This window comes from Acinetobacter baumannii (assembly GCF_009759685.1).
GTDB lineage: Bacteria > Pseudomonadota > Gammaproteobacteria > Pseudomonadales > Moraxellaceae > Acinetobacter > Acinetobacter baumannii.
This window is the reverse complement of sequence record NZ_CP046654.1, coordinates 1,205,563-1,218,482: the sequence shown is the minus strand read 5'-3', so window position 1 is coordinate 1,218,482 and position 12,920 is coordinate 1,205,563. Positions and strand designations below refer to the sequence as shown.

13 protein-coding genes are annotated in these 12,920 nt (G+C 39.5%); 9 read left to right on the top strand and 4 right to left on the bottom strand.

The features are described 5' to 3' along the window. Positions 1-280 precede the first annotated feature (280 nt). Together aciT and GO593_RS05745 are read left to right on the top strand one after the other, a co-directional pair. Positions 281-616 carry a ciprofloxacin tolerance protein AciT gene (gene aciT / locus GO593_RS05750; protein ID WP_000255593.1) on the top strand — a complete coding sequence of 112 codons (336 nt, stop codon included), beginning with the start codon at positions 281-283 and terminating at the stop codon, positions 614-616. Between the two features lie 253 nt (positions 617-869). Further along, positions 870-1,349 (top strand): hypothetical protein, encoded by a 480-nt coding sequence (locus GO593_RS05745; protein ID WP_000778126.1) that lies wholly within the window; start codon positions 870-872, stop codon positions 1,347-1,349. A gap of 39 nt (positions 1,350-1,388) precedes the next feature. On the opposite strand, the gene dtd is transcribed toward GO593_RS05745, so the two are convergent. Further along, on the bottom strand, positions 1,389-1,832 hold the full coding sequence (dtd, locus tag GO593_RS05740) for a D-aminoacyl-tRNA deacylase (protein ID WP_001202018.1): 444 nt from the start codon (positions 1,830-1,832) through the stop codon (positions 1,389-1,391). Positions 1,833-2,032: 200 nt separating this feature from the next. Here dtd and GO593_RS05735 point away from each other — a divergent pair, with 200 nt between their 5' ends. The 6 genes from GO593_RS05735 (at position 2,033) to GO593_RS05710 (ending at position 8,789) form a co-directional block, all read left to right on the top strand. Further along, positions 2,033-3,556 (top strand): catalase, encoded by a 1,524-nt coding sequence (locus GO593_RS05735; RefSeq protein WP_000476843.1) that lies wholly within the window; start codon positions 2,033-2,035, stop codon positions 3,554-3,556. Positions 3,557-3,685: 129 nt separating this feature from the next. After that, entirely contained in the window at positions 3,686-4,171 is a 486-nt protein-coding gene (locus GO593_RS05730; protein ID WP_000639068.1) for an ankyrin repeat domain-containing protein, read from the top strand. Between the two features lie 140 nt (positions 4,172-4,311). After that, entirely contained in the window at positions 4,312-5,526 is a 1,215-nt protein-coding gene (gene pncB, locus GO593_RS05725; protein ID WP_000074557.1) for a nicotinate phosphoribosyltransferase, read from the top strand. A 150-nt stretch (positions 5,527-5,676) separates the two neighbouring features. Then, positions 5,677-6,525, top strand: a complete 849-nt coding sequence (locus GO593_RS05720; RefSeq protein ID WP_000174475.1) for a sulfurtransferase — start codon at positions 5,677-5,679, stop codon at positions 6,523-6,525. After that, positions 6,522-7,373, top strand: a complete 852-nt coding sequence (gene asd, locus GO593_RS05715; protein ID WP_000011220.1) for an archaetidylserine decarboxylase — start codon at positions 6,522-6,524, stop codon at positions 7,371-7,373. Before GO593_RS05720 ends, asd begins: the two co-directional genes overlap by 4 nt. A 219-nt stretch (positions 7,374-7,592) precedes the next feature. After that, entirely contained in the window at positions 7,593-8,789 is a 1,197-nt protein-coding gene (locus GO593_RS05710) for an alpha/beta fold hydrolase (protein WP_000619874.1), read from the top strand. Positions 8,790-8,857: 68 nt separating this feature from the next. On the opposite strand, the gene phoR is transcribed toward GO593_RS05710, so the two are convergent. The 3 genes from phoR to GO593_RS05695 form a co-directional block, all read right to left on the bottom strand. Continuing rightward, on the bottom strand, positions 8,858-10,216 hold the full coding sequence (gene phoR / locus GO593_RS05705; RefSeq protein ID WP_000273193.1) for a phosphate regulon sensor histidine kinase PhoR: 1,359 nt from the start codon (positions 10,214-10,216) through the stop codon (positions 8,858-8,860). Positions 10,217-10,225: 9 nt separating this feature from the next. Then, positions 10,226-10,936, bottom strand: a complete 711-nt coding sequence (phoB, locus tag GO593_RS05700; protein WP_000650776.1) for a phosphate regulon transcriptional regulator PhoB — start codon at positions 10,934-10,936, stop codon at positions 10,226-10,228. A gap of 255 nt (positions 10,937-11,191) precedes the next feature. Then, positions 11,192-11,863 (bottom strand): TetR/AcrR family transcriptional regulator, encoded by a 672-nt coding sequence (locus GO593_RS05695; protein WP_000224581.1) that lies wholly within the window; start codon positions 11,861-11,863, stop codon positions 11,192-11,194. 196 nt (positions 11,864-12,059) lie between these two features. Between GO593_RS05695 and GO593_RS05690 the strand changes: the two genes are divergently transcribed. Next, positions 12,060-12,893, top strand: a complete 834-nt coding sequence (locus GO593_RS05690; RefSeq protein ID WP_000787757.1) for an SDR family NAD(P)-dependent oxidoreductase — start codon at positions 12,060-12,062, stop codon at positions 12,891-12,893. Positions 12,894-12,920 lie beyond the last annotated feature (27 nt).

Here is a 12,920-nt window from a genome sequence, read left to right as displayed (position 1 = left end):
TATTTTGAGGCAAAAAAACAGCATAGTTTTTTGTAATGACACGCCAGAATTGATGCCATATAGGAAGTAGAACTTTTTTAAATTTACAAAAATGTAATGACAAAAGAATGTTGCGACAAAGTATGTCGCATCGACAAATAACAGGTCTTTTTTTCTAAAAAAAAACATCCATAATGCTTTCTAAGCTTCAACACAAATCATGAATTAAAGTTGTTTTTGGAATGAGGTCTGGTGTTCAGACCGAATGTTTTTAGACGTTTTCATTAAGACGGAGGTTTCTATGGTAACAGCGAATTTTGCCGCTATCGCCGGACTCAGCTTAATTGCTGTCGCGCTTGTTGCTGTGTTCTTTTCTCCTTACCGTCGTTGGCTTGGTTTTATGCTTGCAGGGATGTTTTTTTGGGGGCTATTGGAAGTGGTCCGTTTTGGAGTTCAAGTCACTTTTGAAATGCCAGTCACATATAGTTATTTAACTGCACTAAGTCTAGCGATGGTAATGGTTACATTTGTTTTATTACGTGAGGATAAACAGGCACAGAAGGCTTTGGCAAATCGCCAATATATAGAACACACGCCAGTATATGAAGATGATCAGCAGCAATGTTCTAGCCGATAATTCAATTGTTATCTAACGGTAAAAAGGTATGCACAGCATGCCTTTTTTATTTACGAAAACATGATTTTTATTATACAAAGCATTTATTAAAAAATAGCCAGTTATGCTACGATAGACTGGTCTGTTGACGTTTCATATATAGATTGCGTTGCCAATTAGAATATCATCAGTCGATGCACGAAACAGGCAATGGTGAGTCCTTGCTGAGTTTTGCCCCAAGGTTTTCATAAAAATACAATAGGCGTGAATGTTCATGAAACTTTCTTCTATACCTGTAGTCAAGTTACCACTTGTTGATGTCAGTACAGACCCGTTAGATTTATTGGTAGCAGGTTTGGCGCTGCGTATGAAACAGTTGGCACGTACAAGTCCTAAGTTTATTGAGCTAGTGCATGACCGCGCATTCCGCATTCAAATTGGTACTGATTTAGGTGTGGCTCGCCAAATTATTATTAATCATGGTCACATCGATACAGTTGCTGGATCACCTGAAAAAGCTGACTTTATTTTGCAGTTTGCAGATAGCGAACAAGGCGTAAAAACTTTACTTAAAGGTGACCCAACAGCATTTATGACGGGTATGCAAGACGGCAGCATTAAAATGGAAGGTGATTTCAGCTTGCTCGTTTGGTTTAACCAAGCAGCTAAATTGATTCCACCAAAATTACCAAAACCAGTAAAAGATAAAGTACGTCAAGCACGTGCTTTTATTAAAGAAAAAACTGGTCGTTAAGATCTAACAAAAAACTCCCGATCGGGAGTTTTTTTATATCTATGCTTCAACTTCTAAATTGAAAGTGACCGGTCCATCATTAATCAAATGAACTTTCATGTCCGCAGCAAAAATACCTGTTTGAACATTTTCAAACTGTGAACGAGTATATTCTACTAACTGTTCATATAGTGCTTTTGCGTCGCTAGGTGGCATAGCCGGACCAAAGTCTGGACGTAGTCCTTTTTGAGTTTGAGCCATTAAAGTGAACTGTGAAACAAGCAGGACTCCGCCATTTGCCTGAGATACATTCCAGCCCATTTTGCCTTGCTCATCATCAAAAATACGATATTTCAAAATCTTGTCGATGAGCTTTTGTCCTTTCTCTAAAGTATCTTCTTTTCCTAAACCTAAAAAAACCAATAAACCTTTCTTAATTTCACCTGTTGTTTGACCATCGACCTCAACTTTGGCTTCGAGGACTCTTTGAATTAATGCACGCATAGAGGGATTTAAAACTAAGTATTCAGTAATTTCAGTAGTCTAGCAGAATTCATGTACTTATAGAGACAGTGAGCTACGAGTTTATAAGCTTTGATCTTACTTTTCGATTGGTTTAATTAAAATAATCATTTTTATCTATTGTTAAAAACTTTGTATAGTGACCCTGCAGGAAAGGCATTTATACTTTTGGATTTAACATTATGTTTAAACGAACATTTTTATTTACAATAATTGCGGCAACGCTAAGCACAGTGTATGCAGCACCTTTAACAAAAGATAATGGCGCACCTGTAGGTGATAATCAGAATTCAACAACAGCTGGTGCTAATGGTGCAACGCTGTTACAAGATGTACAACTTATTCAAAAACTACAACGTTTCGGACGTGAACGCATCCCTGAGCGTGTCGTGCATGCTCGAGGTACAGGTGTATATGGCGAGTTTGTGTCTACTAAAGATTTGTCGGATTTAACGCTGGCTTCTTTGTTCAAAGCAGGAACGAAAACACCTGTATTTGTGCGATTTTCAACGGTAATTCATCCGAAAGGTTCACCAGAAACTGCACGAGATCCACATGGTTTTGCTGTGAAGTTTTATACCCAGCAAGGTAATTGGGATTTAGTAGGTAATAATTTGCCTGTTTTCTTTATTCGTGATGCGATTAAGTTTCCAGACTTTGTACATGCAATGAAACCTGATCCTGTCACTAATGTTCAAGATCCAAACCGCATTTTTGATTTCTTACAAAGCCAACCATGGTCGATTAATATGTTGACCTATGTTTATTCGAATTTGGGTACGCCCGAGAGTTATCGGACTTTAGATGGCTTTGGTGTACATGCATTTAAGCTCTATAACGACAAAGGTGAGTATAAATACGTTAAATTTAACTGGCGTTCTCAACAAGGCGTAAAAGGCCTGAATTTAGAACAACTTCGGGAAGTGCAAGGCCGTGATTGGAGTCATTTAACCAATGATATGTATAAGAACATCTATGCTGGAAATTACCCGAAATGGGATTTGTACATTCAGGTACTTGATCCAAAAGATCTCGACAAATTTGATTTTAATCCGTTAGACGCAACTAAAATCTGGCCGAATGAGCTGGTTCCTGAATTTAAAGTCGGTACATTGACCTTAAATCGTATGCCGAAAAACTTTTTCCAAGAAACTGAGCAATCTGCCTTTGCGCCTGGAAATTTAATTCCTGGTATTGAGCCATCTGAGGATCGTTTATTGCAGGGTCGTGTTTTCTCTTATTCTGATACGCAATTGTATCGTTTAGGTGCTAATTATCAGCAAATTCCTGTCAATCGTCCACGAGTTGCAGTCAACAACAATAATCAAGAAGGCTTTATGAATATGGGTCAAACTGAATCCCATGTGAATTATGAGCCAAGTCAGATCGAGCCAAAACCAGCGACCGAAAAAGCCAGAGCTGTTCAAACACCACTAGAAGGTACGGTGATGCAACATGCAATTCAGAAACAACAACCATATAAACAAGCTGGTGATTTATATCGTAGCTATTCAGCACTAGAGAAAAAAGACTTAATCCGTAATCTAGCTGCAGACTTAGGGCAAGTGAAGAATGTTGAAACTAAAACGGTCATGCTGTCCTATTTCTATAAAGCAGATGCAGATTATGGTACTCGTCTTGCCAAAGCAGTAGGTGTAGATCTGAAAATGGTGCAAGCCAAAGCAGCCCAACTAAAAGATGAATAATATCTTTTAATCTATGTGGTAACAGGTGCTTGAATGTTACCTCCAGAAAGTCCTGTAACCTCAATCGCCTTTCCTGCACCTAGGGCGAGTGTTACAGGCACTTCTTATTGAGATTTTGAGGGTATTGTTATGATCTATTTTCGCTCGGTATTTCTTGCAACTTGTCTGTTGTGTAGCAGTATAGGAGCTTCGGTTTATGCAGCAATGCCATCTTCACAGGACAATGGTTCAGCAGAAGTCATTGAACTGTTTTTTTCAGCAGCTAAAGTCGGCAATGTTGAAGTTTTACAAGAATTTTTAAGTCATGGTTTTCCGATTGATGTTCAAGATCATTCGGGTTATACCGCGTTAATGATGGCAAGTTATTATGGGCAGAAAGATGCAGTAAAAGTGTTGCTAGAACAAGGTGCCAACCGTTGTCTTAGAGATAAACGTGGACATACTGCATTAATGGGGGCCATCGTAAAAGCAGAATGGGGTATTGCTAAACAATTGCGTCAAGTCGACTGTGATGCCAATGCCGCTAAAACAGGACTGTTGACTGCAGAACAGTTTGCTATTCAATTTGGACAACAGCAACGTTTAAAAGACATCCAACCGTCAACAGAAAAATAGTAACTGTTTTAGGTAGGTATTTGAATTTAAATAGATACAATGCTTTCAGCTTTATGAAACATAATCAATTGCAATAGATAGAGCCATTTCCTAGAAAAAGTGTGCTTTAATGCTAAGAAGCAAGCGAATAATCATTGACTATGTCTCCAATTATCCATTCTTTACTTGATACAGACTTGTACAAATTTACGATGCTACAAGTGGTTCTGCATAAATTCCCGCAAACGCATAGCGTCTATCACTTTCGTTGCAGAAATTTAGAAGATACTGTCTATCCATTAGTGGATATTTTGGATGACTTAAACGAGCAACTCGACCATTTATGTAATCTCAAATATAAAGAAGACGAACTACAATATTTAAGAAAATTACGATTTATTAAAAGCGACTTTGTCGATTATTTAGAATTATTTCAACTCAAACGCCGTTTTATTCATGCGAGTATAGATGAAGAAGGTCGATTAGACATCCGTATTGAAGGGCCAATGGTTCAGGCCATGATGTTTGAGATTTTTGTTTTAGCCATTGTAAATGAATTATATTTTAGCCGGATTAAAACAGATGAAGTCTGGGCTGAAGGCGAGCGTCGTTTACAGGCAAAACTTGAATTAATTCAGCAATACGAAAAAGCTCAACAACCGAATGATCCACCATTTTTAGTTTCTGATTTTGGTACCCGCCGTCGTTATAGTTTTGAATGGCAAAAACATGTAGTTGCTGCATTCCATAACACTGTGCCAAATGTGTTCCGTGGTACAAGTAACGTCTTGCTTGCCAAAGAGTTAAATATTACGCCAATTGGAACCATGGCCCACGAATTCCTACAAGCGTTTCAGGCGCTTGATGTTCGCTTACGTGACTTTCAAAAAGCTGCTTTAGAAACGTGGGTTCAAGAGTATCGTGGAGACTTAGGAATTGCTTTAACTGATGTTGTGGGTATGGACGCTTTCCTCAGAGATTTTGACTTGTATTTTGCCAAATTATTTGATGGCTTACGTCATGACAGTGGTGATCCGTACGAGTGGGGTGATAAAGCATATGCACACTATCGTAAATTAAAAATTGATACCAAAACCAAAATGTTGACCTTTAGTGATGGCCTTAATTTACCAAAGGCTTGGGAGCTACATCAATATTTCAAAGACCGTTTCCAGGTGAGTTTCGGTATTGGTACTAATTTGACCAATGACATGGGCCAAACACCGCTCAATATTGTATTGAAACTGGTTGAGTGTAATGGTCAGTCTGTTGCTAAAATTTCGGACAGCCCTGGCAAAACCATGACTGATAACGATACATTCTTGGCCTATTTACGTCAGGTTTTCCAAATCGAAGAGCTGGATGAAGCAATTTAATTACAATAGAGCTTAAGCGCTTGGCAGCCACTTAAGACTTGAGAATTTTAATATCTGATTTTCTGCTAAACACTAGCAGAAAATCAGAGTTTGATAGATATAAGCTTATGCTAAGATGAAATTAAGCTGGTATAAAAAGTAACCATGACGATGACACTCCCTGATTTTAAACTCGATTTATTAATAGAAGCAGAAGAGTTAGTGCCTTATTTAGGCAATGAATATATCCGTATTGTTGATTTGAGCCGTGCATCAGTTTATGAGCAACTCCATGTTCCGCATGCTATTCACTTACAGCCTAAATGGTTAGTTGCTCAACATGAAGAAGCAACAGGTGTTTTACCGGATGAAGCAGGTTTACAAGCGTTAATTGAAAAATTGAATATTTCACCAAATCACCACGTGGTGGTCTATGATGATGAAGGTGGAGCATGGGCAGGGCGTTTAATCTGGAATCTCCATTGCTTAGGTTTTACCCGTACAAGTTTAATTAATGGCGGAATTCATGCATGGCTTGGTGCAGGTTTACCCACCACAGCCGAGGTTGAAGAATTACCTCGAGTTGATAACTTAATTCAGATCGATTTATCACATGCTGCTCAGTTCCGAGTGAACTATGAAGAACTACGCAAACAAGTTGAGCAAGAAAGTGTGCAATTGTGGGATTGCAGAACCAGTGATGAATATAGTGGCGTCCGTTTAGCAGCGCGACGCGGTGGTCACATTCCAAATGCCCTCCATTTTGAATGGAGTACTGCACTTAATCGTCAAAATCATCTAAAATTGCATCCGCTTGAACGCACGCGGCAGCGTCTTGAACAACTTGGGTTCGATTTAAAACAACCTGTAGTCGTATACTGCCAGTCACATCACCGTTCTGGTTTGGCTTATATTCTGGCTAGACTTTTAGGTTGGGAAGCAAAAGCCTATGATGGTGCGTGGAGTGAATGGGGCAATCGCCTCGATAGTCCTATCATTACTGGAGAATCGCCGTCTTGAGTTTTACATCTCGCTTAAAAAAAGAATTATTTATTAAGGCACAAAATCTTGTTCCTCAGCATCAGTTAAGTCGTGTAGTGGGCAAAGTTGCTGCAAGTGAAAATCCAATTTTAAAAGCTGCTGTTATTCATGCATTTAAAACCAAATACGGCATTGATTTATCGATTGCTGAACAAGGCAATGCACTGAAATATAAATCTTTTAATGATTTCTTTACCCGTGCATTGAAAGACGGCGTACGTTTAGTTGATGAAAATCCGGATAGTATTGTTTCACCAGCGGATGGCGCGATTTCTCAAATTGGTAAAATCACTGCGGGCGAAGTATTTCAAGCAAAAGGCCAAAGTTTCTCTGTAGAAAAGTTAATTGGCGATCCACAACTTGCTCAGCCTTTCCAAGAAGGTGAGTTTGCAACGGTTTATCTTTCTCCACGTGATTATCACCGTGTTCATATGCCATTTTCAGGCACATTAACTGAAACGTTATATGTACCGGGTGAGTTATTTTCAGTAAATCAGGTGACTGCTGAAAATGTACCGGGATTATTTGCCCGTAATGAGCGTATGGTTTGTTTGTTTGATACTGAGCTTGGTCGTATGGCCGTTGTTTTGGTTGGCGCTATGATTGTGGCAGGTATTGAAACTGTGGCAACAGGTAAAGTAAAACCATCGGGTCGTATTGAATTACAGCATCATGAGTTGAAGTTAGAGAAAGGTGCTGAGCTTGGACGTTTTTATTTAGGTTCTACTGCAATTATTTTATTTGAAAAAGATAAAATCGAGTGGGAAAAACGTTATAAAGCCGAGTCCGTTGTTGTCATGGGCGAACGTATGGGCCATACGCTTTAACCCATCAATAGATTTAAAAAAGAGAGCTTTTGCTCTCTTTTTTTATTTTCTATGGATTGGCATTTCTAAGCTTAAAGTCTAGATTTAGTGGGAATAGTCATCTATGTTGGTATGTGAGTTCTTTCATTTGCCTCTTGTTAGGTTCTTTATATGCAATAGGGGGCATATTTTTTATAAAACTAATTTGAAATGATGATTAGAAAGTAGAGGAGTAATCCCTTGATTAGAAAAAGTAATTCTTTATTAAAAATTTTATTTAGCAGTATTTGTTTGATATCTGGTTCTGCTATGGCTGCTCCAATTACAGATTTGAGTAAGCAAATTGTGAGTGAAAAACCGGGCTCAATACTTTCTATAGCGCAACAAGATGTGACGGATTTATTTCTGCATGCAGATCAGCGCTTATTAGTAAATTATCGTAGTCGAGGTGTGAATAACGAGCCTATCGTTGCCTCAGCGTTTATTTTATTACCGAAAGGAACACCATCAAAAAATGGCTGGCCCGTACTAGCTTGGGCGCATGGTACAACAGGAGTAGCCGATACTTGTGCACCTTCGGGTGATTATGCCGGTGGACCAGTTCATTCATATCAGGAAGTTGCTTCAAAAGCGTTAGATGGTTGGCTTGCACGAGGCTATGCAGTAGTCGCACCTGATTATCAAGGTCTGGGTACTTTAGGTGCACATCCTTATATGAATGCAAAGAGCCAATTACATACAGTAGTAGATGCAGTGCGTGCATTGCATTTGCTTAAGCCCAAGAGCTTTAATAAACAGTGGTTGGTGATGGGGCATAGTCAAGGCGGGGCTGCTGCTATTACAGTGGCGGCTTATGGTCAAAAAGATGCTCCCGAACTAGATTTAAAAGGGGCAATCGCTCTTGCGCCAGGCGGCTATCAATATGAAGGCATTGCAGAATATGTGCAGAGTAATCCAAACCCAGAACCAAGTGTGGTAGCATTTTTCCCAATTGTGTTATTGGGAGCACAAGCAGCAGAACCAAGCATTGTTCCTGAAAACCTAGTCAGTCCAGAAATGAATACGGTGCTAACTCAAGCGCGCAGTCGTTGTTTATCTGAACTTCAATCTGATTTGAAGAAGTCTCCTTCTAGCATATTTCGCCCTAACGCAGACTTAAAACCTCTTTTGGCTTATCTTAAAAAGCAGTCCATTGAAAATATGGTGCCGACCGTGCCATTAATGATTGTTCAAGGCTCTAAAGATCATTTAGTCGACCCTAGAGGGACATCTGCTTATTATCAACAGCTATGTAAATTAAAAAAACCAACTATTTATCAAACGATTGATGGTGGTGATCACCGTGATGCATTACGCCAGAGCAATACTTTTGCAACTAGTTTTTTAAACGTAATAGAGAAAAATCAGACAAAATCGTATTGCTCTAATTTTAAGTAAATTGGGTTTAAATCATACAAAAAAGCCGACTTTTCATTAGTCGGCTTTTTAAATGTGAGAGGGCAACTTTAGGTCATGTTATATAGTCTTTCTTTTGGAAAAACAGCGGTAAATGTTGATCCTTCGTTTTCTTTAGACTGCACATCTAAATAAGCGCCGTGTTGCATCAGCACATGTTTTACAATTGCTAAGCCTAAACCTGTACCACCTGTTTGACGACTTCGGTCGCTATCAACACGATAGAAGCGTTCAGTCAGTCGTGGCAAATGTTTAGGGTTAATCCCGATGCCTGTATCTTGCACGCTAAAGTAAGCATGTTCACCATCATCATGCCAGCCAATGGTAATGGTTCCGCCTTTTGGCGTGTACTTAATGGCATTGGTAATTAGATTACTAAATGCACTGGCAATTTCCATGTCAGAACCAATCAGGTCACAGTGGCTATCAATGTGTAAATTGAGCGTGTGTCCATAATCGGCATTGTAGGCCTGAGCATCATCAAACAATTGATTCATTAAGCTCGGCATTTCAATAATCTGATTTTTTGCAATTTTCTTATTATTTTCTAAATTAGATAACAGCAGTAAATCATTGACCAACGCATTCATACGCTTGGTTTGAGATTGCATCTGGTCAAATGCACGTTTCCAGCGTGGGCTAATATCTTCCTGATCGGTAAATGTCTCGATATAACCACTGAGTACGGTTAATGGCGTACGAAGTTCATGTGAAATATTATCAACAAAGTCTTTACGCATTTGCTCAAGGTTATGCATACGCGTTACATCGTATGCCACAAGTAAGCGACTTTCCCCACCAAATCGTGTGAGCTTAACCTGTACATAACGGTCATCATCAAGATTTGAATGGAGTTTAATCCCATCGGGTGCCTGATCAATATTGTTAAAATATTCAATAAAAGTTGGCTGGCGCAAAATGGTTAATAAGTTGCGACCACGGTCAAGTGGACTAATTCCTAGTAAACGCTCTGCGGCTGGGTTCCACCATTCAATTTGATGTTGATCATCAATCAAGACTACCGCTTCGGCGAGTGCAACTAATGAAGATTGAGCGCGGTCAATAAGTCCTACCATTTCCGCTTGAACGATACGTTCTTGGCGCTGGGCACGGTAAACGTTAAATAATAATGCCCCCCAAATTCCGTTGAGGTTCGGAGGGACATCGTATGGATTATTGGCAATCCAGTCATTGACCAAATATAAAGAACGCAACTGAAGTGTAAAAAACACCACAAAGGCAATAAAAATACAGCTCCAGAAATACCCAATTCCTAAACCGACTAAACCTGCAATAATCAGGAAAAATAATAAAAGTCGTAAATCTTGTTTAGCAAACGTCCATAAACTACTGTAGCGGGAAAGCTTTTGTTCACGTACCTGTTCGGGGACGGGGTAGGGTTCATACATAAATTTTGGTTAACCTGCGGCTAAATCTGCACGTGTTGAGAAACGATAACCTGTACCACGTACAGTCTGAACAAATCGGTCTACACCAAAAGGTTCTAAGACTTTACGCAAACGACGGATATGCACATCGATGGTACGATCTTCGATGTATACATTACCGCCCCACACCTGATCGAGCAACTGGGCACGTGTATAGGCACGTTCCGGATGGGTCATAAAAAATGCAAGCAGACGGTATTCTGTTGGTCCCATATCTAAAATACTGTTACCAAAGCTTACGCGTTGGCTTACAGGATCAAGAATTAAACCATTGGCATCAATTGTTTTTTCACCGCTTAATGCATTTGCGCGGCGTAGAACAGCTTTAATACGAGAAACCAGTTCACGGGTTGAAAATGGTTTGGTCATATAGTCATCTGCACCAGCATCCAGGCCTTGTACTTTGTGGTCTTCTTCACCGCGAGCGGTCAACATAATGACAGGAATTTCTGCTAAGTTTTCATCTCGTTTTAAACGGCGACATAAGTCGACCCCACTTACGCCCCCGGGTAACATCCAATCGAGCAAGATAAGCGCCGGACGTTGGTCGACGATAATTTGATGAGCCTGTTTGGCATCTTCTGCCTGTAAACACTGAAAGCCTGCCATGTCCAAAGAGGTATGGATCATTTCGCGGATAGGAAGCTCATCATCGACAATTAAAATATAGTCATCTTTCACAGCGTAATACCTTGTAGATTTTAACGGTGAACCGTTTTGTAGTTATGACAGGCTTATTACAAAGATTAATTATGACAATTTCATTGCAGAAAAGTCTATAAAAACGAATTTAGCAATAATTTGTGACAAAAATACGGCAAGCGCATGACCAAATGATGACAGGTAGGTATAAATTTTCTTAAAACCATTCAGTGTGTTACAAGCTTATCTCAAACGAGGTTTTTAAAATAAAAACAGTGTCAAAAAACTTTAATATTATTTTGAAACTTTCGCGAGCAAAGCTAAAAAAACGATACGGCAGGCCGCTAAAACTTGCTCTAGAGACTGCTTAAACCCGCCCATCACCCATCGAACGGCAATTTGTGTCACGTATCCATTTAAACCAGTAGCGATTAATGAGAGTTCATTTTCGTTATGCTGGATTTGCGGCATGGTTAGCATCACAAAAGCTTGAATCATACGATCAAACTGGGCGAGAGTTTCCTGAATGGTGGCTTGATTATGTAATTCTTGGACCAAAATTGCATCGACATACACAATACGAGCCAAACGAGGGTCGTCTTTTAAAGTACTCAGTAGAGCACGTAAACCAGCATCGACCATTTGCTCAGGATCTGGAGCCGCTTTAATGACGGCTTGCATCAAGTTTTGCTGTAATTCTTCAATCATTTTTAAAAAGATAGTCTGGAATAAATCTTCACTCTTTTTAAATGATTCATAAAAATAACGTTCGGTGAGTTTTGCTTCTTGGCACACATCTTTTACCGTCACGGAAAAAAAGCCAAGGGTTCCATAAGTTGCAATACCGGCTTCAATGAGTTTTTCGCGGCGTGCCTCTTTGCGCTCAGACAGAGATAACCCTTTGAACTGACGTTCTTTACTCACAGTTTTTGTTTTCTTTTTACTGGTTGAGTCGTTTGTCGCCATAAATAAATGGTTTCCTAATTTATCGGTTTTTCGGCAAATATGAGCCCTATGATAAAGCCGTCAGCAGAATTGTGCCAATCTATCTGAAATTACAGTGTACTATATTGACAATGTATATTGTCAAAATTATATTGAAAGAGTCTAAATTGCACATGCAATGAACCAGTTGTGCAAATCGAAAAACAAAGGATGGACAATGAAAAATTTTAAAAACAAAGTCGCTGCAATTACGGGTGCGGGTTCTGGCATTGGGCAACAATTAGCAATTCTTCTGGCAAAGCAGGGCTGCCATCTTTCATTAAGTGACATTAATGAAAAGGGCTTAGAGAAAACTGTTGAGCTATTAAAACCGTACAGTAACATTACTGTAACAACCAAGAAGTTAGATGTTTCTGACCGTGAGGCTGTAAGGCAGTGGGCACAGGAAACTGTTCAAGATCATGGCTGTGTTAACCTGATTTTTAACAATGCTGGTGTAGCTTTAGGCTCAACTGTAGAAGGCGCAACCTACGAAGATTTAGAGTGGATTGTGGGAATTAACTTCTGGGGCGTGGTTTACGGTACTAAAGAATTCTTACCGTTCATTAAGCAAACACAAGATGGCCATATTATTAATATTTCTAGCTTATTTGGTTTAACGGCTCAGCCAACCCAGTCTGGCTATAATGCAACTAAATTTGCGGTACGCGGTTTTACTGAGTCATTGCGTCAAGAATTAGATATTGAAAAATGCGGCGTAAGTTCGCTATGTGTACATCCGGGCGGTATTCGTACCAATATCGCTAAAGCTGCAAAAATGAGTGATAGCTTGAGTAGTTTGGGTATGGACCCAACTAAATCGATTCAAAACTTTGACAAGTTATTGCGTACCCCACCAGAGGAAGCAGCTCGTCAAATTTTAGATGCAGTTTTGAAAAATAAACGCCGTTTACTCATCGGTAGCGATGCAAAAATTCTGGATGCATTCCAGCGTTTATTCCCAACGGGATATCAACGTGCTTCAACCATTGTAACCAAATGGATGAAATAAGGTTTAAAAGAAAAAAGCCATCAATTG